Annotated in this window: 22 protein-coding genes and 1 riboswitch; of the genes, 8 read left to right on the forward strand and 14 right to left on the reverse strand. The window is 74.9% G+C overall.

The window, feature by feature from the left end; translation table 11 throughout:
* Positions 1-78 precede the first annotated feature (78 nt).
* Together ASG36_RS01535 and ASG36_RS01540 are read right to left on the reverse strand one after the other, a co-directional pair.
* A complete protein-coding gene (locus ASG36_RS01535) occupies positions 79-1,080 on the reverse strand; it encodes a low specificity L-threonine aldolase (RefSeq protein ID WP_055758540.1) in 1,002 nt (333 codons plus the stop codon).
* Complete coding sequence (locus tag ASG36_RS01540; RefSeq protein ID WP_055758543.1) at positions 1,077-2,414, reverse strand: class II 3-deoxy-7-phosphoheptulonate synthase; 1,338 nt, start codon at positions 2,412-2,414, stop codon at positions 1,077-1,079. The genes ASG36_RS01535 and ASG36_RS01540 overlap by 4 nt, the downstream gene beginning before the upstream one ends.
* Before the next feature lie 73 nt (positions 2,415-2,487).
* Between ASG36_RS01540 and ASG36_RS01545 the strand changes: the two genes are divergently transcribed.
* Positions 2,488-3,384, forward strand: coding sequence for an NmrA family NAD(P)-binding protein (locus tag ASG36_RS01545; protein WP_055758545.1), 897 nt, complete (start codon positions 2,488-2,490; stop codon positions 3,382-3,384).
* Here the strand turns inward: ASG36_RS01545 and ASG36_RS01550 are convergent.
* Positions 3,377-3,853, reverse strand: a complete 477-nt coding sequence (locus ASG36_RS01550; protein ID WP_055758548.1) for a polyadenylate-specific 3'-exoribonuclease AS — start codon at positions 3,851-3,853, stop codon at positions 3,377-3,379. The genes ASG36_RS01545 and ASG36_RS01550 overlap by 8 nt on opposite strands.
* Before the next feature lie 68 nt (positions 3,854-3,921).
* On the opposite strand from ASG36_RS01550, the gene ASG36_RS01555 reads away from it, so the two are divergent.
* A complete protein-coding gene (locus ASG36_RS01555) occupies positions 3,922-4,428 on the forward strand; it encodes a DUF6584 family protein (RefSeq protein WP_055758551.1) in 507 nt (168 codons plus the stop codon).
* Positions 4,429-4,509: 81 nt separating this feature from the next.
* On the opposite strand, the gene ASG36_RS01560 is transcribed toward ASG36_RS01555, so the two are convergent.
* Positions 4,510-5,406: a short-chain dehydrogenase/reductase gene (locus ASG36_RS01560; protein WP_055758555.1), complete on the reverse strand. Its 897-nt coding sequence runs from the start codon at positions 5,404-5,406 to the stop codon at positions 4,510-4,512.
* 109 nt (positions 5,407-5,515) lie between these two features.
* On the opposite strand from ASG36_RS01560, the gene ASG36_RS01565 reads away from it, so the two are divergent.
* The 3 genes from ASG36_RS01565 to ASG36_RS22135 are packed head-to-tail and all read left to right on the forward strand — an operon-like array spanning position 5,516 to position 8,546.
* A complete protein-coding gene (locus ASG36_RS01565) occupies positions 5,516-7,039 on the forward strand; it encodes an NAD(P)/FAD-dependent oxidoreductase (protein WP_055758558.1) in 1,524 nt (507 codons plus the stop codon).
* On the forward strand, positions 7,036-7,959 hold the full coding sequence (locus ASG36_RS01570; RefSeq protein WP_055758561.1) for an alpha/beta fold hydrolase: 924 nt from the start codon (positions 7,036-7,038) through the stop codon (positions 7,957-7,959). Before ASG36_RS01565 ends, ASG36_RS01570 begins: the two co-directional genes overlap by 4 nt.
* Positions 7,956-8,546, forward strand: a complete 591-nt coding sequence (locus ASG36_RS22135; RefSeq protein ID WP_055758563.1) for a TetR/AcrR family transcriptional regulator — start codon at positions 7,956-7,958, stop codon at positions 8,544-8,546. Before ASG36_RS01570 ends, ASG36_RS22135 begins: the two co-directional genes overlap by 4 nt.
* On the opposite strand, the gene ASG36_RS01580 is transcribed toward ASG36_RS22135, so the two are convergent.
* On the reverse strand, positions 8,532-9,290 hold the full coding sequence (locus tag ASG36_RS01580) for a 1-acyl-sn-glycerol-3-phosphate acyltransferase (RefSeq protein WP_055758566.1): 759 nt from the start codon (positions 9,288-9,290) through the stop codon (positions 8,532-8,534). The two genes, ASG36_RS22135 and ASG36_RS01580, sit on opposite strands and share 15 nt — an antisense overlap.
* Before the next feature lie 84 nt (positions 9,291-9,374).
* Here ASG36_RS01580 and ASG36_RS21700 point away from each other — a divergent pair, with 84 nt between their 5' ends.
* Together ASG36_RS21700 and ASG36_RS01590 are read left to right on the forward strand one after the other, a co-directional pair.
* The gene (locus ASG36_RS21700; RefSeq protein WP_157498500.1) at positions 9,375-10,070 is read left to right on the forward strand and encodes a DUF308 domain-containing protein; all 696 of its coding nucleotides are present in this window, start codon (positions 9,375-9,377) and stop codon (positions 10,068-10,070) included.
* Between the two features lie 28 nt (positions 10,071-10,098).
* Positions 10,099-11,328 (forward strand): TIGR00300 family protein, encoded by a 1,230-nt coding sequence (locus tag ASG36_RS01590; RefSeq protein ID WP_055758569.1) that lies wholly within the window; start codon positions 10,099-10,101, stop codon positions 11,326-11,328.
* Positions 11,329-11,332: 4 nt separating this feature from the next.
* On the opposite strand, the gene ASG36_RS01595 is transcribed toward ASG36_RS01590, so the two are convergent.
* Genes ASG36_RS01595 through ASG36_RS01610 form a run of 4 tightly spaced genes read right to left on the reverse strand, consistent with a single transcriptional unit; the run spans position 11,333 to position 14,196 of the window.
* Positions 11,333-12,316 (reverse strand): ROK family protein, encoded by a 984-nt coding sequence (locus tag ASG36_RS01595; protein WP_055758572.1) that lies wholly within the window; start codon positions 12,314-12,316, stop codon positions 11,333-11,335.
* The gene (locus tag ASG36_RS01600) at positions 12,316-12,639 is read right to left on the reverse strand and encodes a hypothetical protein (RefSeq protein ID WP_157498502.1); all 324 of its coding nucleotides are present in this window, start codon (positions 12,637-12,639) and stop codon (positions 12,316-12,318) included. Before ASG36_RS01600 ends, ASG36_RS01595 begins: the two co-directional genes overlap by 1 nt.
* Positions 12,636-13,757 (reverse strand): ArsA-related P-loop ATPase, encoded by a 1,122-nt coding sequence (locus ASG36_RS01605; RefSeq protein WP_055758582.1) that lies wholly within the window; start codon positions 13,755-13,757, stop codon positions 12,636-12,638. Before ASG36_RS01605 ends, ASG36_RS01600 begins: the two co-directional genes overlap by 4 nt.
* A 7-nt stretch (positions 13,758-13,764) precedes the next feature.
* Positions 13,765-14,196 carry an SRPBCC family protein gene (locus ASG36_RS01610; protein ID WP_055758585.1) on the reverse strand — a complete coding sequence of 144 codons (432 nt, stop codon included), beginning with the start codon at positions 14,194-14,196 and terminating at the stop codon, positions 13,765-13,767.
* Between the two features lie 169 nt (positions 14,197-14,365).
* Between ASG36_RS01610 and ASG36_RS01615 the strand changes: the two genes are divergently transcribed.
* A complete protein-coding gene (locus ASG36_RS01615; RefSeq protein ID WP_055758588.1) occupies positions 14,366-16,162 on the forward strand; it encodes a long-chain fatty acid--CoA ligase in 1,797 nt (598 codons plus the stop codon).
* Here the strand turns inward: ASG36_RS01615 and ASG36_RS01620 are convergent.
* The 5 genes from ASG36_RS01620 to ASG36_RS01640 all read right to left on the reverse strand — a co-directional run bounded on the left by ASG36_RS01620 (position 16,147) and on the right by ASG36_RS01640 (position 22,293).
* Positions 16,147-17,280 carry a glycosyltransferase family 4 protein gene (locus tag ASG36_RS01620; protein ID WP_055758591.1) on the reverse strand — a complete coding sequence of 378 codons (1,134 nt, stop codon included), beginning with the start codon at positions 17,278-17,280 and terminating at the stop codon, positions 16,147-16,149. The genes ASG36_RS01615 and ASG36_RS01620 overlap by 16 nt on opposite strands.
* Positions 17,277-18,512: a M48 family metallopeptidase gene (locus ASG36_RS01625; RefSeq protein WP_055758593.1), complete on the reverse strand. Its 1,236-nt coding sequence runs from the start codon at positions 18,510-18,512 to the stop codon at positions 17,277-17,279. Before ASG36_RS01625 ends, ASG36_RS01620 begins: the two co-directional genes overlap by 4 nt.
* A 49-nt stretch (positions 18,513-18,561) precedes the next feature.
* On the reverse strand, positions 18,562-19,719 hold the full coding sequence (locus ASG36_RS01630) for a C40 family peptidase (RefSeq protein WP_055758596.1): 1,158 nt from the start codon (positions 19,717-19,719) through the stop codon (positions 18,562-18,564).
* A gap of 15 nt (positions 19,720-19,734) precedes the next feature.
* Positions 19,735-19,904: riboswitch (cyclic di-AMP (ydaO/yuaA leader) on the reverse strand.
* Between the two features lie 171 nt (positions 19,905-20,075).
* A complete protein-coding gene (locus ASG36_RS01635) occupies positions 20,076-20,420 on the reverse strand; it encodes a hypothetical protein (protein ID WP_055758598.1) in 345 nt (114 codons plus the stop codon).
* Between the two features lie 100 nt (positions 20,421-20,520).
* A complete protein-coding gene (locus tag ASG36_RS01640; protein ID WP_055758601.1) occupies positions 20,521-22,293 on the reverse strand; it encodes a M15 family metallopeptidase in 1,773 nt (590 codons plus the stop codon).
* Between the last annotated feature and the right edge of the window lie 8 nt (positions 22,294-22,301).

The raw sequence follows: 22,301 nt of genomic DNA on the forward strand, positions 1-22,301 counted from the left end.
CGAACACTGGCCGCCCTCACGAACGCTGGTGAGGGCGGCCAGTCGTTGGTGAGGGCGGCCAGTCTCCGGTGCGGGCCGCTACCGACGCAGCAGGGCCCCGAGGACGGCGGCGGCTCGGTCCACGGCGGCGTCGTCGACGTCGAGGTGGGTGAGCACCCGGACCCGGCGGGGGCTGACCTGGCTCACCAGCACGCCCTCGGCCTTCGCGGCGGCAGCGAGCGCCGGGGCGTCGACGTCGTCGAGCACGACCATGTTGGTGTGCACGGTGGCCGGGTCGACGCCGAGCCGGTCGGCCAGCGTGCGGGCCCGGGCGTGGTCGTCGGCCAACCGCTCGAGGTGGTGGTCCAACGCGTAGCTGCAGGCGGCGGCGAGCACGCCGGCCTGGCGCATCCCACCGCCCAGGCGCTTGCGCCACAGCCGCGCCTCACCGATGCGTGCCGACGACGAGACCAGCACCGAGCCGACCGGGGCCCCCAGGCCCTTGGACAGGCAGACCGAGGCGGTGTCGGCCAGCCGGCCGTAGGTCTCCAGCGACACCCCCGACGCGATGTGCGCGTTCCAGATGCGGGCGCCGTCCAGGTGCACGGCGACGTCGGCGTCGCGGGACCAGGCGAACAGCTCCTCCAGCTCCGCGAGGGGCTGTACCCGGCCGCCGCCGCGGTTGTGCGTGTTCTCCACCGCGACCGCGGCGGTCGCGGTGAGGTGCCAGTCGCCCTTCGGGCGCACCTGGGCGATCAGCTGGTCGGCGTCCAGCAGTCCGCCGGGACCCACGACGGTGCGGGTGCTCAGCCCGAAGACGGCGGCCGCGGCACCCATCTCGTAGGTGACGACGTGCGCGTCGGCGTCCCCGAGCACCTCCTGGCCGGGCTGGCAGACCAGCCGCATACCGATCTGGTTGCCCATCGTGCCGCTGGGCACGAACAGCGCCGCCTCGTGCCCGAAGAGCGCGGCGACCCGCTCCTCCAGCGCGTTGACCTGCGGGTCCTCGCCGTAGACGTCGTCCCCGACCTCGGCGTCGGCCATCGCCGCCCGCATGCCCGGCGTGGGCCTGGTGACGGTGTCGGAGCGGAGGTCGATCACCCGCGGAGCATCTCGGCGACCAGGAACGCCAGCTCCAGCGACTGCCCGGTGTTCAGCCGCGGGTCGCAGGCGGTCTCGTACCGGCTGTTGAGGTCCTCGTCGCTGATCTCCTGGGCGCCGCCCAGGCACTCGGTGACGTCCTCGCCGGTCAGCTCGACGTGGATGCCGCCGGGCCACGTGCCCAGACCGCGGTGCACCTCGAAGAAGCCGAGCACCTCGTCGACCACCCGGTCGAAGTGCCGGGTCTTGTAGCCCGACGTCGACTCGTGGGTGTTGCCGTGCATCGGGTCGCACTGCCAGACGACCTGGTGGCCGCTGGCGGTGACCTTCTCCACGATCGCCGGCAGGACGTCGCGGATCTTCCCGTTGCCCATCCGGCTGATCAGCGTGAGCTTGCCGGGCAGGCCCTCGGGGTCCAGCCGCTCGACCAGCTCGGTGGCCTGCTCGGGCGTCGTCGTCGGACCGATCTTGACCCCGACCGGGTTGGCGAGCCTGGAGGCGAACTCGATGTGCGCGCCGTCCATCTGGCGGGTGCGCTCGCCGACCCACACGAAGTGCGCGCTGAGCGCGTAGGGCCTGCCCTCGTGCATCCGGAGCAGGGCGCGCTCGTAGTCCAGGATGAGCGCCTCGTGGCTGTTGTAGAGCTCGACGCCGCGCAACACCGAGTCGTCCACGCCGCAGGCCCGCATGAACGCCAGTGCCCGGTCGATCTCGCGGGCGATCACCTCGTAGCGCACCCCGGCCGGGGAGTTGGCCACGAAGTCCTGGTTCCAGTGGTGCACCGCGTTGAGGTCGGCCAGCCCACCCCGGGCGTAGGCCCGGATCATGTTCATCGCGGCCGCGCTGTTGGCGTAGGCACGCACCAACCGGTTCGGGTCGGGGATGCGGTCGGCCAGCACCGGGTCCAGGGAGTTGACCATGTCGCCCCGGTAGGAGGGCAGGCCCAGCGCGTCGGTGTTGGAGCTGCGCGGCTTGGCGTACTGCCCGGCGACCCGACCGACCTTCACCACCGGCACCGACGCGCCGTAGGTGAGGACGACGGCCATCTGCAGCAGCGTGCGGGTGGTGGCCTGCAGGTGCGGCTCGGTGTTGAGGTCGAAGGTCTCCGCGCAGTCACCGCCCTGCAGCAGGAACGCCCTGCCCTGGGCGACGTCGGCCAGCTGCGCGCGCAGCGTGTCGACCTCGGTGGGCGCGACGATCGGCGGGACGGTCGACAGGGTGGACAGCACGGCGTCCAGGGCGGCCCGGTCGGGCCACTCCGGCTGCTGGGCGATGGGCAGCTCACGCCACCTGTCCAGGCCGGGGACCAGCTCTGCGGGTTCGGTCAGACTCACGACAGGAGGGTACGGCGCCGGTGATCACCCGTCCCCGCCTGCCGTCCCCCACCGGCTGGGCGAGGATCACCCCATGACCCGTCTGATCGCCCTCACCGGAGCCACCGGCGCGCTGGGGGGCCGGGTCGCCCGGCTGCTGGCCGACGCCCCCGCCGACCACGACGTCGCGCTGCGCCTCGTCGTCCGCGATGCCGCCCGCGCCCCGGAGCTGCCCGGCGCCGAGGTGGTCGAGAACCCCGGCGGCTACTCCGACGAGGCCGGGCTGGCCGCGGCGCTGGAGGGCGTGCACACCCTGTTCCTGGTCAGCGCCGCCGAGGCCGAGGACCGCACCGAGCAGCACCTGTCCGCCGTCCGGGCCGCCGTCGCCGCCGGGGTGGAGCGGGTGGTCTACACGTCCTTCCAGGGCAGCGAGCCCGGCGCGACGTTCACCCTCACGGCCACGCACGCCGCCACCGAGGCCGCGCTCGGTGACAGCGGGCTGCGGACGACGGTGCTGCGCAACGCCATGTACGCCGACTTCGTGCCGTTCTTCGCCACGGTCACCGGCGAGGGGACGGCGGAGATCGCGGCCCCCGCCGGGGACGGTGCGGTCTCCTTCGTCTCCCGGGACGACGCCGCCGCGGTCGCCGCCGCGGTGCTGCTGGAGGACCACCCCAGCACCGACGGCCGGGTGCTGGACGTGACCGGCCCGGAGGCGATCACGCTGACCCGGGCGGCCGAGGTGCTCACCGAGGTGACCGGCCGCCAGGTGACCTACCGCGACCAGACGGTCGAGGAGGCCTGGGCGACCCGTCGACCGTCGGGCGCCCCGGACTGGGAGGTCGAGGGCTGGGTGACCAGCTACACCGCGATCGCCGCGGGCGAGATGGCGACCGTCAGCGACGTCGTCGCCGAGCTCACCGGCTCCCCCGCGCTGACCGTCGCCGAGCACCTGGCCCGGCACCCGGAGGACTGGGCGCCGCTCAGGTAGTCAGCGACCGCCAGACGGCGAGGCCGTGCCGGGCGTCCACCAGCGCGTCGTGCGCGTCGGGTGACTTGGGCGGCAGCGGCGGGGAACCGGCGTCCTCCCACCGCTGCTTGAGCTCGTGGGTGAAGCGCGGCACCGGCTTGGCCAGCGCCGGCATCGCGCCCCACAGCTGGCACAGCACGACGTGGTCGTAGGCGGCGATCCAGGCCCACAGCTGGACCTCCTCACCGGGGGCGGTGAGGAAGTCCAGCAGCGAGGTCCTGATCTGGGCCCGCGACCGCCACGCCTTGTCCGCCGGCGGCGGCAGCTTGTCCAGCACGTTGCGCTTCACCCAGGGGATGGCCCGCGAGCCGTCGAACTCCGTGGAGACGGCGTAGAACTCCCGCCCGGTCTCGTCGACGACCCCGATCGACACCAGGTCGATCGTGGTGCCGTCCTCGATGAACTCGGTGTCGTAGAAGTAGCGCCGCACGGCCCGAACGGTAGGCGGTGGTGGGAAACCAGGTGCGTCCCCGTCGAGCGGTGGGGCAGCCTCTCCCGGTGCCCGCCGACCAGACCCTCGCCCGTGCCCGGGGAGAACTCGCCGCCGGCGAGACCGCTCGCGCCCGGGAGCGGTTGCACGGGCTGCTTGCCACCTACCCCCACCGGCTGGACGTGCGGTCTGCGCTGGCCGAGACCCAGCGGGCCGACGGGGACCGCATCCAGGCCGGACGGTGGGGGTACCTCCTCCCCGACAGCGACCCCGCCGAGACCGCGGCGTTCCTCGATGCCTACCCCGCCCCGGTCGCCAGGGTCCGGGCCATGCGGTGGTCCGGACCCGAGGACGCGTCAGGCCCCGCCGTGCAGGCCATGCTGCTCGGTCTCCGGACGGCGGCCGAGACCGACACGGGTGGTCCGGTCAGCTGGACGACTGCGCGCCCCCGACCGACACCACCACCGTCGACGCTGGCCGATGCGCTGGTCCCCGCCGGATGCCTCGTCGTCGTCGCCGTCCTGGCAGCCCTCGTGGTCATCGGGGCAGTCATCGTCGTCGGCTGGCTGCGCTGATGCCGAGAGGGCAGCTGTAGTCGTCGACACGCGTCGGCACGCCGGTCCCGACGACTGCAGCTGCACTCTCGGCCGGCGGGGTCAGCCGCGGGCGCGGCCCCGCTCGACGGAGTTGGCGCCGAACTCCTCGCCGTTCAGCGCCGCGATCTCCTCCTCCAGCTGGGGGACGGCGACCTTGGACTGGGCCAGCACCAGCTTCTCCCCCACGGCGCCGATGACGGCCTGCCGCCAGGCGGAGAAGAACCCGACCGAGCGGGGCACGAACACCCGTCGGCCGCGGGTCTCCAGGTTGCGCAGCAGCGCGTCGGCACAGTCCGAGACCGAGGTGTAGCTGCCCAGCGGGCCGGGGAGCCGGCCGAGGGTGGCCTTGAAGGTGGGCAGCGCCGCCTTGGTGTCGCGCACCATGTCGGTGTCGATCCAGACCGGGTGCGCGCTGGCCACGGTGACGCCGCGGTGCGCGACCTCCAGGCGCAGCACGTCGCCGAAGCGCTCCAACCCGGCCTTGGCCGCGCAGTAGGCGGAGAGCCCCGGCAGCAGCGAGAACGCGGCGGCCGAGGAGATGAGCAGCACGTGCCCGCGGCGCTCGCTGATGGCCGGCAGCGCCGCGTGCGCGGTGAGCATCGCGCCGGTCAGGTTGACCTCGATGGTGCGGGCCAGCGCCCGGGCCGAGGCGGTGGCCACGGTGTTCATGGGGGCGATCCCGGCGTTGGCGACGACGACGTCCAGCCCGCCGAAGACGTCCACGGCGCGCTGCACGGCGGCGGCCATCGCGTCGGCGTCGGTGACGTCGGCCTCGACCCACAGGTGCTCGGGGCCGAGCTCGGTGGCGACGGCGGCGAGCAGCTCGGGCTCCAGACCGACCAGGGCGACCCGGGCGCCGCGGGCGGCGGCCTTGCGGGCCAGCTCGGCGCCGATGCCGCGGGCGGCGCCGGTGATCAGCACGGCCTGGCCGGCCAGGGGACGGGTGGTGCGGGGCATGGCGGGCTCCTCGTCGTCGGTGACGCGTGCTGTTGAGCACTGCTCAACGGCTGTTGTACCGTGTTGAGCACTGCTCAGCAAGCCCAGCCGTCCGCAAGGGAGCGCACCGGTGACCAGCACGATCGAGAGCCAGCCCCAGTCCGACCAGCAGACCCGGCACGTCCGCGTGGCGGTGATCGGATCGGGGTTCGCCGGCCTCGGCATGGCCATCCGGCTGCGCGAGCAGGGCGTGGAGGACCTCGTCGTCCTCGAGCGCGGGGACGACGTCGGCGGCACCTGGCGGGACAACACCTACCCGGGCGCGGCCTGCGACGTGCAGTCCAACCTCTACTCCTTCTCCTTCGCCCCCAACCCGGACTGGCCGCGCACCTACTCCGAGCAGCCGGAGATCCTGGCCTACCTCCAGGACGTCGCCCGCCGCTTCGACGTGCTGCGCCACCACGTGTTCGGCGCCGAGGTCACCGAGGCCCGCTGGGACGCCACCGCCGCCCGCTGGCAGGTGCGGACGACGGCCGGCGACTTCTCCGCGCAGGTGCTGATCAGCGCCGCCGGTGCACTCGCCGACCCCTCCTACCCCGACATCCCGGGCATCGAGGACTTCGCCGGCACCGTCATGCACTCCGCCCGCTGGGACGCCGGCCACGACCTCAGCGGCGAGCGGGTCGCCGTCGTGGGCACCGGGGCCTCGGCCATCCAGGTCGTGCCCTCGATCCAGCCGGTCGCCGGGTCGGTGACGGTCTACCAGCGCACCCCGCCGTGGGTCATCCCCCGCGGTGACCGGCCGACGACGGCCTTCGAGCGGGCGCTGTACCGCCGCTTCCCGCTCGCCCAGAAGGCCGTCCGCGGGCTGCTCTACGCCGGCCGGGAGTTCCTCGCCGTCGGCATCACCAAGGACCGGCGGTTCCTGGCCCCGGTGCAGAAGCTGGCCCGCACGCACCTCGAACGCCAGGTCCGCGACCCGCAGCTGCGGGCCACGCTGACCCCGGACTACACGATCGGCTGCAAGCGCATCCTGATCAGCAACGACTGGTACCCGGCGGTCACCGCACCCAACGCCGAGGTGGTCAACGCACCGATCGCCGAGATCCGGCCGCACTCGGTGGTCACCCGCGACGGCGTGGAGCGCCCCACCGACACCCTCGTGCTGGCCACCGGCTTCCACGTCACCGACCTGCCGATCGCGCACCGCATCACCGGCAAGGACAGCCGCACCCTGGCCGAGGTCTGGACCGAGGGCATGGCCACCAACCGGGGCAGCACGGTCGCCGGCTTCCCGAACCTGTTCCTGTTGGTCGGCCCCAACGTGGGGGTCGGGCACACCTCGATGGTCTACATGATCGAGTCCCAGGTCGCCTACGTCGGCAACGCCGTCCAGGCCATGGACGACGAGGGCCTGGCCACCCTGGAGACCACCCAGGCCGCCCAGGACGACTACCGCGCGCTGGTCGCCGAGCGCTCGGCCGGCACGGTCTGGCTCGACGGCGGCTGCGGCTCCTGGTACCTCGACGAGCACGGCCACAACACCACGCTGTGGCCGGATTTCACCTTCCGGTTCCGCAGGCTCACCCGGACGCTGGACCGGGAGAACTACGTGGGGACGACGGCCGAGGCCCGCGAGCAGGTGTCGGCGTGACCGCGGCGACCGTGCAGCGGACCGTGCACGCCGTCCCCACCACAGACGGCGCCCGGCTGCACGCCACCGTCTCCGGCTCCCCCGACGCCCCGGTGACCCTGGTGCTCGCGCACGGCTGGACGCTGTCGCAGGCCTCCTGGGACGACGTGGCCGACGACCTGGCCCCCGACGTCGCCGCCGGGTCGGTGCGGCTGGTGCGCTACGACCAGCGCGGGCACGGCCGCTCCACCTGGGGCGAGGTGGCCGACGACGAGGTCGAGATCGACCTGCTCGGTGAGGACCTGGCGGCCGTGCTCACCGCCCTGGCGCCCACCGGCCCGGTCGTCCTGGGCGGGCACTCGATGGGCGGCATGACGATCATGGCGCTGGCCGCGGCGCACCCCGAGCTGGTCGGCGACCGGGTGCGCGGCGTGGCCCTGGTGGACACCTCGGCCGGTCAGCTCGCGAAGCCCCCGCGCACGGCGGCCGAGCGGCTGCAGCAGCGGCTGCTGCCCCGGGTCGGCGCGTGGGCGGTCGCGCACAGCCGCCGGGTGGACGGCTGGCGCCGCCGGGTGCCGCCGTCCTCGCCCCGGCACCAGGCGATGGTGCGCGGGCTGCTCTACGGCAGCGTGGCCACCGACGCGATGGTGCTGCGCGGCGCGGAGATCATGTCGGCGTCCTCGGTGCGGTCCTTCGCGGCCTTCTACCCGGCCCTGGGCCGGCACGACAAGGCGCAGGCCCTGGCGACGCTGCGCGCCGTGCCGGTGGAGGTGCTGGTCGGCGAGACCGACAAGCTGACCCCCGTGCGGCACTCGGAGCGGCTGGTCGGGGCACTGCCCGACGCGCACCTGCAGGTGGTGCCCGGCTGCGGGCACATGCTGCCCCAGGAGCGGCCCGACCTGGTGGCCGCGGCGCTGCGGCGGCTGCTGGGGAACCGGTGACCGCGGCCCGCCGGTCGGCCGCCGACCGGCGGGCCCAGCTGGTCGAGATCGGCCTGGAGCTGCTGCCCACCACCCCGGTGCAGGAGCTGACCATCGACGAGGTGGCCCGCCGGGCCGGCATCAGCCGCAGCCTGCTGTTCCACTACTTCGCCACCAAGCGCGACTACTACACCGCGGTGACGACGGCGGCCGCCCGGCTGCTGTGCGACCACGTGCTGGGCCCGGCCGGCGGCACCCCGGGGACCGGGGCGCACGCGGGCATGCTGGACCGCTTCGTGCAGTGGGTGGAGACCTACCGGGACAGCTACGTGGCCTTCGTCGGCGGTGCCTCGGGCGGGGACCCCTGGGTCGCCGAGGTCTACACCGACGCCCGCGAGGAGCTCGTCGACGGGACGCTGGCCGCGGTCGGCCTGCCCGACGACGCCCGCCACCGCCAGCTGGTGCGCTCGTGGTTCGCCTTCACCGAGGACCTGGTGGTCGGCTGGACCGCCGACCCCAGCACGATGACCCGGGACGACGTCCTGGCCCTGGCCGCCGACGTCCTGGACCGGATCACCTCGCGGCCGGGGTCCTCAGCCGGCCAGTGAGCTCGGCAGCCGGTCGGCGGTCTCGTGCGCCGGGGGCTGCAGCTTCCCGACCACCTCGACGGCGCTGGCGCCCGTGGTCTCCATCGACTTCTTGACCTTCGCGCCGTACAGGTCCACGTACTCCTGGCCCGACAGCAGCATGATCTCGTACATGATCTCGTCGGTGATGGACCGCTCGACGAAGCGGTCGCCGGCCATCCCCTCGTAGCGGGAGAAGTCCAGCGGCTCCCCCACGACCACCCGCACCCGCTCGATCTTCTTGCCCAGGACCCGGAAGCTGCTCACCGGCACCATCGCCACCGGGACCACCGGGCAGCCGGTCTCCAGGGTCATCCGGGAGACCCCGGTCTTGCCGCGGAAGAGCCGCCCGTCGGGCGAGCGGGTGCCCTCGGGGTAGATGCCCAGCAGCTTGCCCTGCTGCAGGATGCGCACCCCGGTGGCCAGCGCGGCCTCGGCGGCGTCGGCGCTGGAGCGGTCGATGGGCACCTGGCCGGCACCGGAGAAGAAGACCCGCTGCAGGAAGCCCTTGACGCCCGGGGAGGTGAAGTACTCCGCCTTGGCCAGGAAGGTGACCCGGCGCCGCAGCATCAGCGGCATGAACACCCAGTCCGATGCCGAGAGGTGGTTGCTGGCCAGCACGGCGGCACCGGTGCGCGGCACGTTCTCGGCCCCGGTGACCTGCGGACGGAACACCAGACGCACGATCGGCCCGATGGCCACGAACTTGAGGAACCAGTAGAACAACGCGCCTCCCTCAGGGACTGTCAGACTAGGGAGCACGAGGCCCCCACCACAATCGGGGGCCCGAGCGAGCGGAGGGGGCACCCGGTGAGCGGACGACGTGGGCGCCGGGACAACGGCCTGGACGCCCCGCTGTGGCACCCGCTGCGCGACGTGGACCCCCGGGTCGGGGAGCACCTGCTCGACGTCCTGCGCGAGGAGGGCATCGCGGCCTACCTGGCGCCCTCCCAGGACCTCGGCCCGTACACCCGCACCCAGTTCCTGCCCTCCCCGCCGACCGACCGGCTCTTCGTCGACCGGTCGCGCCGGGCCGAGGCCCGCACCGTCGTCGACACCTGGGGCGACGAGCACGTCGAGGAGCACGCGGCCGAGCCGGTGCCCGCCCCCGTGGAGCCCGCCCGCGCCGACTCCGAGGCCACCGACGCCGAGTTCGCCCGCATCGTGGCCGCCTGGGAGGCCGAGCACGGTCCGGCCGCCGCGGTCACCGAACGGCCCCGGGACGACCCCCCGCCGCCGCCTGCGGAGCCCGACGTGCTCGACCGGCCCGACGAGCACTACGAGCCCCCGGCCCCGCCACCGCTGCCCGCGCCCTCGCCGCACACGCTCTACGCGGTGCTGCTCATCGCGGCCGGCGCGGTCTGCATCATCGCCCCGGGTGCGGTCCGGCTCGGCGCCGACGTCGGCATCCTGATCGGGGTGCTCGCCGTCGTCGGCGGGGTCGCGCTGCTGGTCTCCCGGATGCGCGACCGGACAGACGACGGCGACGACGGCGCCGTCGTCTGACGCCGGCACGGCGCTAGCGTCTGCGGGCATGAGCTCCCAGACGACGACGGTCGCGCTGTCCGGCCACCTGATGGACACCGGCATCCTGGCCCGGGTGCTGGACGACGTCCTGGAGTACGGCGGGGACCACCGCATCCAGAGCCTGGACCTCGGCCGCCAGCACGCCGACGAGTCCCGGGCGCTGGTCGAGGTCACCGCCGACACCGCCGAGCAGCTCGAGCGGATCCTCATGCGCATCCAGGTGCACGGCGCCAACGCCGTCGACCCGGGGACGGCGACCACCGAGCCCGCCCCCCGGGACGGGGTCTTCCCGGCGACGTTCTACTCGACCACGAACCTGGAGACCCTCGTCCGGCTGGACGCCACCTGGCTGCGGGTGCGCCGTCCGGAGATGGACTGCGGCCTGGTCGTGTCGGTCGAGGACGGCCAGACCGTCGTGGACACCGTGCCGGTGAGCGACGTGCGCGCCGGGGACGCCGTGGTGTGCGGTGCGGCCGGGGTGCGGGTGGAGCTGCCGCAGCAGGCCGCCCGCGAGGCCGGCGACGACTTCGGCTTCATGTCCTCGGCGGCCTCGAGCGAGAAGCCGCAGGCGGTCCTGGTGCGCCAGATCGCGGCGACCATGCGCGAGGTCAAGGAGCGCGGGGAGAAGGTGCTGTGGGTCGGGGGCCCGGCCGTGGTGCACACCGGGGCGGCCCCGGCGATGGTGCGGCTGGTCGAGGCCGGCTACGTCGACGTCCTCTTCGCCGGCAACGCGCTGGCCACCCACGACATCGAGTCCTCGCTGTACGGCACCTCCCTCGGCGTCGACCTGGCCAAGGGCTCCGGCGTCCCGCACGGCCACGAGCACCACATCCGGGCGATCAACACCATCCGCGCCGAGGGCTCGATCGCCGCGGCCGTGGGGTCCGGGGTGCTGACCGGCGGGGTCATGCACGCGATGGTGCGGGCCGGTAAGCCGTTCGTGCTGGTCGGCTCGGTGCGCGATGACGGCCCGCTGCCCGACGTGGTCACCGACGTCATCGACGGTCAGCGCGCGATGCGCGCCCAGCTCCCCGGCGTGGGCTTCACGATCATGGTCGCCACGATGCTGCACTCGATCGCCACCGGGAACCTGCTGCCGGCCTCGATCCCGCTGGTCTGCGTGGACATCAACCCGGCCACGGTGACCAAGCTGGCCGACCGCGGCTCGGCCCAGGCCGTCGGCATCGTCACCGACATCGGCCTGTTCCTGGAGCAGCTGGCCCGCGAGCTGTGCTGAGCGGCTAGGCCTCGCCCTCGGCGACCGCACGGCGCACCAGGTCGGCAGCACCCACCAGGCCGGCCTGGGCGCCGAGCTCGGCGGCCACCACCCGGGGTCCGGGGCGGAAGCCGCGACCGGGCAGGGCCCGCTCCAGCCGGGCGCGCGCCGGGCCCAGCACCATCTCCCCCAGCACGCTCACCCCGCCGCCGATGACGACGACGCCCGGGTCGAGCACCGCGGCGAGGTCGGCGATCCCCTGCCCCAGCCAGGTGCCCACCTCGGCGAGCAGCTCCAGGGCCAGCGGGTCGCCCGCGGCCGCGGCGGTGGCCACGTCCTCACCGGTGAGCCGCTCGGCGCGGCCGCCCACCCGGTCCAGCAGCAGGGCAGCCGCGGCCGGGGAGCTGCTGGCCACCTCGCGGGCGGTCTGGCCCAGGGCGTTGCCCGAGGCGTACTGCTCCCAGCAGCCGCGGTTGCCGCACGCGCAGAGCCGGCCGTCGGGCACCACCCGCATGTGGCCCCACTCGCCGGCCACCCCGTGCGCCCCGCGCTGCAGCCGGCCGTCGATGACCATGCCGCCGCCGATGCCGGTGCCCAGGGTGATGACCAGCGCCAGGTCCGAGCCGCGGGCCGCGCCGTAGCGGTACTCCGCCCACGCCGCGGCGTCGGCGTCGTTGCCCACCCACAGCGGGCGCTGCAGCCGGGCCCCGAGGTCGGCGCGCAACGGCTGGTTGCGCCAGGCCAGGTGCGGGCTGAAGAGCACGGTGTCCCCGGTGCGGTCGAACCACCCGGCCGCCCCGACGCCGACGCCGACCAGCGGCCCGCCGTGCCGTTCGGCCAGCTCGTCGACGACGGCGGCGATCGCGTCCTCGGTGGCCTCGACCGACTTCCCGGGGGTCGCCCGGCGCGCGGTGGCGGTGATGGTGCCGTCGGGCAGCACCACGCCGCCGGCGACCTTGGTGCCGCCGATGTCGATGCCCAGGGCCGGCAGCTGCTCGGGGGCGGTCATCAGGCCACCTCGACGTGCTGGACGGGGGCGGGCGGCGGCGGGGTGGCGGGCACGGTCTCCTCGGGTGGGTCGGTCGGTTCGGGGGTGCCGGCCTGCTCCCGCAACGCGGCGGCCGCGGCGGTGAGCACGTCGGCCAGGGCCACGGACAGGTCGGGACGGCGGCCGCGGAGCACGGCCAGCGCGGTGCAGACCGGGCAGCTGCGGCACTCGGCGCCCGGGTGGTCCGCGCCGGCGTCCTCCCCGGCGATGCCGGTGAGCAGCCGGGTGGCGCCGTCGGCCAGGGCGCGCAGGGTGGCCGCCCAGTCCGGCGGGGGCGCGGTCACCCGCGCCCCCGCCGGGTGAGCAGCGCGGTGGGCCACTGGGCCGGGTCGGGGGTGAAGCGGACGGTCAGCGCGGCCCCGGGTGTGCCCGGGTCGGTGACCCTGCCGGAGACCACGGTGCAGCGGCGCAGCAGGGAGTCCAGCGGGATCGACCGGCGCACCCCGCCCGCGTCGACCACCAGGTCGTCCTCCCACCGGGTCAGCGAGACGGCGCCCTTCTCGGCGAAGGGCAGCGGCAGGGCCAGCAGCCAGTCGGTGTCGTCGGGGACCGGTCCGGACGCCGGCAGCGGGGCGGACGGCGTGGTGTCCACCCCGGCCTGCAGGGCCCGCAGGGCGGTGCCGTCCCGGGGGGCCAGGGCGGCCTCGGCGACCTCCCGCAGCGGCAGCCCGGTGTCGGCCAGCGCGGCCCGGACGTCGTCGGTCTGCGCGGCGCGGCGGGCCGACCACTCCCCCGTGCCGGCCGGCAGCACCCGGGACAGCGTCACCGAGGCGACCGGGTGGCCCAGCAGGCCCAGCGCGGTGGCGGCGCGACGGACGGTGCCGGCCGCCCCGGGCTCGGGGGCGTGCACCAGGTGGACGTCGGACCCGGTGGGCAGCAGGTGCAGCAGCTCCTCCAGCGCCCCGACCGCGGCGAGCGCGGCCTCCAGCGCGCCGGGTCGCCCGCGGGCGACCGTCGTCCGCACCTGGGCGAGCACCCGCAGCCGGGGCGGGGCCGCCTGGGCCAGCCACCAGCGGACCGTCTCCGGCAGCGCGAGCAGCCCCAGCGCGGCGGGCAGCGGACCGACGTCGAGCACCACCAGGTCGGTCTCCCCCGCGGCGGCCACCCGGCCCAGGGCGACCAGCACGGCCACCTCGCTCACGCCGGGGACGGCGACGACCGACGTGGCCGGGGGCAGCGTCAGCAGCGGGGCCAGTGCGGCCAGCTCCCCGGCGTGCGAGGACCACGCCTCCGCGAGCGCCCGCTGCCCGTCGACCACCGTCACCGGGAGCCCGGGGACGGCCGGCGCGGCCGTGCTCAGCAGCGCGACCCGGTGGCCGGCGTCCTGGGCGGTCAGCGCGGTGGCCGCGGCGACGGTGGAGGTGCCGGCCCCGCCGGGGCCGGTCACGAGGAGGGTGCGCACCGCCGGGTCAGGCCTCGACGCGCTTCTTGAGCTCCTTGAGCGCGGTGTCGAGGATGACCTTCTCGGCCTTGCGCTTGATCATGCCGATCATCGGGATGGAGAGGTCGATGGTGATCGCGTACGTGACCTCGGTGCGTCCGTCGGTCTCGACGAGGGTGTAGCTGCCGTCCTGTCGCTTCTGCATCTGGCCCTGCACGAGGGTCCAGCGCACCTGCCGGTCGCCGTCCCAGGTGTAGGCGAGCACGTAGTCGTCGGAGACCGCGCCGGCGTCGAGCACGAAGTGCACCTGCTCGGCGCGGCCGTCGGCGTCGGTGCCCAGCACCTCGACGGTGCGGGCGGCGGCGACCCACTGCGGGTAGGCGGGGAAGTCGGCGATCACGGCCATCACGTCGGACGCCGGGGCGTCGACGACGATCGACTGGGTGGACTGGTCGGCCATGCGCGGGAGGGTACGCGGGGACCCCCTCCCGCCAGCGGGGCAGGACTCGTTGCCCCAGGTCACCTACTCGACGGTAGCCCCCAGCCGGTACCTTGGGCAGCCACGATCCCGCGTCCGCAGACGGTACGGCGACGACGCCGACGCACCGCGCGGGGAGGAGAGGACCGGCGTGCGCGAGCTGAGCGTTCCCCCCACCTACACGGTGGGCCCCGACGAGGCACTGCCCGACATGGTGACGGCCAACGCCGCCGAGGCGGGCTCCCGCGTCGGGCTGCGCCGCCAGGTCGGTGACCGGTGGGTCGACGTGACCCACGCCGAGTTCGCCGCGCAGGTCCAGGCGGTGGCCAAGGGCCTGGTCGCCGGCGGGGTCGAGGCCGGTGACCGGGTCGCCCTGCTGGCCCGCACCCGTTACGAGTGGACGGTCCTGGACTTCGCGATCTGGACCGCCGGCGCCGTCGTCGTCCCGGTGTACGAGACCTCCTCCCCCGACCAGATCGCCTGGATCCTGGCCGACTCCGGGGCCCGCGCGGTGGTCGTGGAGAGCGGGGAGCACGCCGCCTCGGTGGACTCCGTCCGTGACCAGGCCCCCGAGCTCGGCCCGGTCTGGGTGATCGACGACGACGCGCTGGGCACGCTGTCCGCCGCCGGCGACGAGGTGCCCGACAGCGAGCTGGCCGCCCGCCGGGCCACGCTGTCCCCGGACAGCCTGGCCACCCTGATCTACACCTCGGGCACGACCGGCCGGCCCAAGGGCTGCGAGCTCACGCACGCGAACTTCCTGTTCGAGATCGGCAACGGCATGACGCTGCTGGGCCGCTTCATGAACATGGACGGCTCGCTGCTGCTGTTCATCCCGCTGGCCCACGTGCTGGCCCGGGTGCTGCAGGTCGGGGCGATCAAGACCCGCACCGTGCTGGGCCACACCCCCGACGTCAAGGACCTGGTCGGCGACCTCGGCCGCTTCCAGCCCACGTTCGTCCTCGCCGTCCCGCGGGTGTTCGAGAAGGTCTACAACACCGCCAAGGCCACCGCCGACGACGGCGGCAAGGGCAAGGTCTTCGACAAGGCCGCGCAGACGGCGATCGACTGGTCCCGCGCACAGGACACCGGCGGCCCGTCGCTGAAGCTGAAGCTGGCACACGGGGTCTTCGACAAGCTGGTCTACGGCAAGCTGCGGGCCGCGCTCGGCGGCAACTGCGTGGGCGCCATCTCCGGCGGCGCGCCGCTCGGCGAGCGGCTGGGCCACTTCTTCCGCGGCATCGGCGTCACCGTCTTCGAGGGCTACGGGCTCACCGAGACCACCGCGGCGGCCGCGGTCAACCACGACGCGGCCTTCCGGATGGGGACCGTCGGTCGCCCGCTGCCCGGCACCGACGCCGCCATCGCCGAGGACGGCGAGGTGCTGCTGCGTGGTGGGATCGTCATGCGCGGCTACTGGAAGAACGCGGAGGCCACCGCCGAGGCCATCGACGCCGACGGCTGGTTCCACACCGGGGACATCGGTGAGCTCGACAGCGAGGGCTTCCTGAAGATCACCGGGCGCAAGAAGGAGATCCTGGTGACCGCCGGCGGCAAGAACGTCGCCCCCGCGGTGCTGGAGGACCGGCTGCGCGCCCACCCGCTGGTCAGCCAGTGCATCGTGGTCGGGGACCAGAAGCCGTTCATCGCCGCCCTGGTCACCCTCGACGAGGAGGCCCTGCCCGGCTGGCTGAAGGCCCGGGGCAAGGACACCTCGCTCACCGTGGCCCAGCTGCGGGACGACCCCGACGTGCTCGCGGCCCTGGACGAGGCCGTCGCCGAGGCGAACAAGGCGGTCTCGCATGCCGAGAGCATCCGCAAGTTCCGGGTGCTCGACATCGACTTCACCGAGACCAATGGGACGCTCACCCCGAGCCTGAAGCTCAAGCGGAACGTGGTGCTGAAGGAGTACTCGGCCGAGGTCGAGGAGCTCTACGCCAAGGGCTGAGTCGAGAGCAGCCGCGTGAGGTCCTGGGCGATCGTCGTCCAGGACCAGCGCTGCTCGACCCAGGCCCGGCCCGCGGCGCCCATCGCCGCGGCCCGGGCCGGGTCGTCGAGCAGGTCGGCGATCGTCGCGGCCACCGTGGACGCCGACCGGGGGTCCACGACGTGCCCGGTGACGCCCTCCTGCACCGCCTCGGGGGCACCCCCCGAGGTGCCGGCCACCACCGGCAGGCCGCACGCGGCGGCCTCGAGGAAGACCATGCCCAGGCCCTCGACGTCCAGCCCGCCACGGCGGGTGCGGCAGGGCATGGCGAACACGTCGCCTGCTGCGTAGTACGCCGGCAGCCGGGCCGCCGGCACGCCCCCGGTGAGGACGACGGAGTCCCCCAGCCCGGCGTCGGCCACCGCCCGGCGGAGCCGCTCCTCCGACGGTCCGCCGCCGACGAGCAGGAGCCGGGCGCGGGGGTGCCGGGCGAGCACCTGCGGCCAGCCCTCGACGAGCACGTCCTGGCCCTTGCGGGGCACCAGCCGGGACACGCAGACCACCACCGGGGCGTCCCCCAGCCCGTGCTGGGCCCGCACGCCGGTGCCGTCCACCCCGGGGTGGAACAGCTCGACGTCGACGCCCGGGGACAGCTGGGCCATCGACGTACGACCGGCGACGGCGGGGGCGAGCCGGTCGTGGGTGTACCCGGAGATGTAGGTGAGCAGGTCCAGGCCACCGGCGATCCGCTGCAGCAGCCGGCGGGCGACGGGGAGCCTCACCCACCCGGTCTCGTGCCCGTGGGTGATCCCGACCAGCCGGCGCACCCCGGCCCGGCGCAGCCCCGGGGCGAGCAGCCCGAGCGGTGCCGCGGCGCCGAAGACCACGGTCTCCGCCCGGTGCTCCCGGGCCAGCCGCTGTGCCGCCCGGGCCGCGCCGCGGGTCGGGAGCAGCATCGCCGTGGGCATCCGGACCACCCGGTAGGGCAGCGTGGCGTCGTGCTCGGCGGCCCCGGGGGACGTGGAGGCCAACACCACCAGGTCCGCGGCCGGCAGCCGGTCCAGCAGCGCGGCCACGAACGTCTGGATGCCACCCTGCCGGGGCGGGAAGTCGTTGGTGACGACCAGCACCCGGGTCACGGACGCCAGTCCTGGGCCGCGGCGACCCGCTGGGCGGTGGTGGGGTGCGAGCCGAAGAACCACTGCCAGGCCGCCGGCGGGTCGGGCTGGTTGAGGTTGGCGACCGCCAGGCGGCGCATCACGTCCTCGAAGGCGGCCGGGTCGTCGGTGAGGTCCAGCGCGTGCTGGTCGGCGCGGGCCTCCAGCTGGCGGGACACCCCGTTCTGCACCGGCGTCGACAGCAGGGTCGCGGCCGCCACGAGGAACAGCACCAGCGGCACCACCCGGGGGTCGCCCGGCCCGTCGGCACCGGCCCGGCGCAGCAGCGGGGCCGAGCCGAGCAGCCAGCCGAGCAGCGCGACCCCGGCCCCGGCCCCCAGCGCGCCGACCAGGGTGCCGGTGAGCACGTCGTCGGTGGCCACGTGGCCCAGCTCGTGCGCCGCGATGGACTCGATCTCGGCGTCGGGGAGCTCGGTGAGCAGGGTGTCGTAGACGACGATCCGTCGCGTCGAGCCGAACCCGGAGACGTAGGCGTTGAGCGCGGTGGTGCGCCGGCTGGCATCGGCGACCAGCACGTCCTGCACCGGGGAGCCGGACTGCTCGGCCAGGTCGAGCAGGTCGGTGCGCAGCTGGGAGGCCGGCAACGGGGTGAAGGAGTTGAACGCCGGCTCGATGACCACCGGGTAGAGGAACGACCCGGCCACGACCAGCCCGGCCGCACCCGCCCCGGCCCAGGCCCACCAGGTGCGGGGCGCCCGGCGGGCGAGCCCGACCAGCAGCAGCATGCCGAGCGCGGTGAGTCCCGCGGTGATCCCGGTGTCCACCGCGACGTCCCGGGCCCACAGCGGCCAGCTGCGGGTGGACAGGCCGTACCGGTGCCGGACCACCTCGCCGTAGGCCGACAGCGGGAGGGAGACCAGCCTGCCCACCACGGTCAGCGCCACGGTGCCCAGGAGCACCCGCCACACCCAGCCGCCGCCGAGCGGGCGCGCCACGGCGGTGACCAGCCGGGCGCCCAGCGGGGTCAGACCCAGGACCCCGGCGACGAGGAGGCCCAGCGCCAGGTTCGCCAGCGACGCCGGCCGCAGGGCCCCGACGAAGGCGTCGGCGCGGGAGAGCTGGTCGGCGGTCAGCCCGCCGGTGGGGTCGGTGACCTCGGGGGTGGCCGCCCACGGGATCCGCACCCACAGCACCACCACCAGGGCGACGCCGAGGACGGCAGCGGTGAGCAGGGCACGACGACGGGGACCCACGCCGGTGATCCTAGGAAGCCCGGCTGTGCGTCCCCGTCGGTGCCGCGCCTCAGACGAGCCGGCGCGCTCCTGCGTAGCCGGACATGTCCACGCTGCCGACCTTGACCACGTCACCGGAGGTGGGGGCGTGCACCATCATCCCGTTGCCGATGTAGATCCCGATGTGGCTGACCGGGCTGTAGAAGTACACGAGGTCACCGGGCTGCAGGTCCCCGCGGGCGACCGGGCTGCCCATCCGCGCCTGGGCCGCGCTGGAGTGCGGCAGGGAGATGCCGGCGGCGGCGTAGGCGTAGGACGTCAGGCCGGAGCAGTCGAAGCTGCTCGGGCCGCCGGCACCCCACACGTAGGGGTCGCCGCGCTGGGCCATCGCGGTGTCCACGATCGTCTGCGCCGCGGCGCCGTCGGCGACCACGGTCGCCGGTGCCTCCACCTCGGGGCCGCTGTGCGCGGTCACGACGACCTGCTGCTGCGCGGCGGTCAGGGCCGCGTACTGCGCCTGGTAGGCCGCGATCTGCTCCTGCAGGTCGGCCTGCTGGGCGGTGACGGTGTCCAGGGCCTGCTGCGCGGTGGCGGCGGCCTGGTCGGCGGCGGTCTGCGCCTCGGTCGCGGTGCGGCCGGCCGCGGCGACCTGGGTGACCAGGTCGTTGGTGTGCCCGGCGATGACGTCCAGGGTGCTGACCTGGGCCAGGAAGTCCTCGGGTGAGCTGCTGGTCATCAGCGCGCTGAAGCTGGAGGGGTTGGTCGTGTACGCACTGCGGGCGACCGTGTCGAGCTGGGTGCTGAGCGTGGCCAACTGGGTCTGCGCGGCGGTGACGGCCTGCGCGGCGGAGGCTGCGGCGGCCTGGTGGTCGGCGAGCTGCACCTGTGCGTCGTTGACCTGCTCGGTGACGACCTCGAGCTGGTGGTTGGCCTCGGCGACCAGTGCGGTGGCCTGCTCGGGGGTGGTGGCCTCGGTGGTGGACCCGGTGGCCCCGGTGGCAGCGGTGCCCGGGTCACCCGGCGCCGCGTAGGCGGTGCCCGGCAGGACGGTGAGGGTCAGCCCGGCGACGGCGCCGAGCAGCATCCCGCGGCCGAGGCGACCGGAGAGACGGGTGCGCCGCGGACCGGTCGGCAGGTCGGGGAGCGCCGGGACGATCAACGCCGCGGGGATGTGCGGGCGGGTGGTCGAGGACGGGATCGGTCCTCGGGCGGTGCGGTGGGACGACACGTGTGCGCGTGCTCCTCATCCTCCTCGACCGCCTACCGGGTTAGCTGACGGGTTCGGGCAGGAAGACGACGCCCTATCCCCGCACGCACCACCGTTCGTGGCGCCCGCGGAGAACTCACCCCAGTGCTGCGGTGGGTCCCCGGTCCGCCCGCCCCGGAGGGTGGGCAGTTCGGCGGTGACCGGTCGGTGTCACCCGGTGGGGCGACGTCCAGCCGACCGGACGACCCCACCGTATCGACGCCGGGGACCTCCGTGGAGAGGTCGATCCGGACCCCGAACGCACAGGAGGTGCCATTTCGGACCGCTCTGCTTCGGCACGTTCTGCCCAGCTCGACGGGAGCGCGGCGTGCCCCCACTCAGCCGACCTCGCGCCTCGTCGGGGGTTGGTGCCGCAGTGGCGGGACCAGTCCAACCTCTGCCAACGCCCGGACCGCGCGACGCTCGACGTCGTCGAGCTCCACGACCACCCCGAGAGCGGGAGAACCGGACCCGCCGGGCGTGTCGGTCGGCCCGGACACCCAGGCGCTGCCCAGGTCGGCCACCACGTCCTCCCGGGGGTGGCCCACCGCCGGCCGCCGGGTCATCGGCACCACGGTCGGGTCGCTCCCCCGCCACCCCGGCGGGGCCCCGAGCAGCACGGTGACGACGCAGTCGTCGCACCCCTGGCCTCGGACGGTGCAGGTGTCGCAGTCGATGAGCACGGTGCCTCCTGGCGGCGGTCGCAGGACCGGTCGGTCCGTCGCCGCGGACGCTAGGTGTCCCCACCGACATTTCCGGGTGCGCAGGTGCACACCCGCCCGCTCAGGTCCCGGCGAACTCCCAGTGCCAGGGCTCCTCGCGGCCGTTGCCCTGGTCGGCCCAGGTCGGGTGCACGAAGCCGAAGCGCCCGGCGTTGCCCACCATCCAGGCGTACTGCGCCGTCCCGTAGGACTCCACGCCGCCGCACAGGTCGACCGCCAGGCCCCACCCGTGGTTGCTCGTGCCGGGCACCGCCGCCAGCGCCGGCTTCTGGCCGTAGAGCGTCACCTGCGCGGCGTAGCCGCGGTAGGAGTCGGTGATGCACAGCGGGCTGCCGAACCGGCCGGCGAAGGCCGCCGACAGGGCCCGCCAGGCCGCCGCGGCGTCACACCGCAGCGCGTGGCCGGCCACGCCCAGGGGACACAGCGCCGAGGGCGGGATCAGCCCGTTGGGGTAGCCGCCCCACGACCGGCTGCCGTCGTAGCTGGCCGGGTAGAGGGAGTTGCCGCACTCCACCGGCAGCGCACCGGCCGTGGCGCCCGGCACGGCGACCGCCGCCCGGGGCGGCAGGCTGGGTCGGCCGATCCCGAGCAGCTGGTCGACGGGCACCGAGCGGACCACCACGGCACCGGCCCGTCCGTCGGCGGCGAGCATGGTCTGCGGGTCCAGGGCGATCCCCACGTGGCCCAGACCGGACTCCGCCGTCCCCAGGAAGACCAGGTCGCCGGGCAGCACGTCGGCCGTGGCCACCGGCGTGGTCGTGGCGAACAACTCGCCCTGCGTCGCCGGCAGCGCGATCCCGCCGGCGGCGTAGGAGGCCTGGACGAGAGACCCGCAGTCGTAGGACGCCGGGCCCGCCGTGCCCGGCGCGTAGGGCAGGCCGAGAGCGCCCATCGCGGTGCTGACCGCGGCGACCGTCTCGGCCGGCAGCACCAGCAGCGAGCTGGGCTGGCGGGGCAGCTGCGCGGCCCCGGGCTGGGCCGCCCCGGTCGAGCCGCCCACCGGCGCCAGCCCCGCGGGAACGCCGGCCGCCGGGTCCTGCAGGGCGGCCGCCGGCGGCAGGGCGACCCCGGCCGCGGTGAGCGAGTCGACGTAGGCCTGCCAGTTGGCCGCCGTCCGGGCGTTGACCTCCACCTGTTCGGCCTGCAGCTGCGCCAGCTGGCGGTCCACCGCGCCCAGGGCCCGGTCCAGGTCCGCGGTCACCGCCGACGCCGCGGCCTCCAGCTCGCCCACCTGGGCCGCGACCTGGTCGGCCTGGGCCGCACTGCCGGCCAGGGCCTGGTCGGCGGCTGCCTGCTCGGCCAGCGCGGCCTGCCGCTGGGCGGCAGCCGCGGTGAGCACGTCGTCGGCGGCGTCGTCGACGAGGTCCAGGTAGCCCATCGCCGCCACGACGTCGCCGGGGTCGCTGCCCGACAGCAACAGGGAGAGCGCCGTCGGGGCGCCGCCGTCCCGGTAGACGGCGGCGGCGTAGCGGCCGACGGCGACCTGCTCGGTCGCCAGGGCCGTCTCGGCAGCGGCCACCCGGGTCGCGGCGGCGTCCGCGGCCTGCTGGGCCCGGGCGAGCTCGGTCTGGGCGGCAGCCACGGCGGCCTGGCGTTCCTGCAGGTCGCCCTGCACCTCCGCGGCCCGGGTCTGCAGGTCGGTGAGCTCGGCGCTGTCCAGGACACCGGTGGTGCCACCGGGCTGCGAGCTGGGGGCCGCCGTGGCGGTGGGGGCGCCCAGGCCGAGCACGGCGAGCACCGTCCCGACGACCAGCACCGAGGACACCCGACGACGTCGCACCCCGTCCACCTCCTGCTCACCCGCGGCGACGGCGTCGTCGACCTCCGGGCACAACGAGCGGA

This window comes from Geodermatophilus sp. Leaf369, from assembly GCF_001424455.1.
Taxonomy (GTDB): Bacteria; Actinomycetota; Actinomycetes; order Mycobacteriales; family Geodermatophilaceae; genus Klenkia.

Bases quoted from the DNA above. Each gene is read 5' to 3' on its own strand.
- ASG36_RS01545 (WP_055758545.1), top strand. From the start codon at position 2,488: ATGACCCGTCTGATCGCCCTCACCGGAGCCACCGGCGCGCTGGGGGGC.
- ASG36_RS01590 (WP_055758569.1), top strand. From the start codon at position 10,099: ATGAGCTCCCAGACGACGACGGTCGCGCTGTCCGGCCACCTGATGGAC.
- ASG36_RS01560 (WP_055758555.1), bottom strand. From the start codon at position 5,406: ATGCCCCGCACCACCCGTCCCCTGGCCGGCCAGGCCGTGCTGATCACC.
- ASG36_RS01610 (WP_055758585.1), bottom strand. From the start codon at position 14,196: ATGGCCGACCAGTCCACCCAGTCGATCGTCGTCGACGCCCCGGCGTCC.
- ASG36_RS01595 (WP_055758572.1), bottom strand. From the start codon at position 12,316: ATGACCGCCCCCGAGCAGCTGCCGGCCCTGGGCATCGACATCGGCGGC.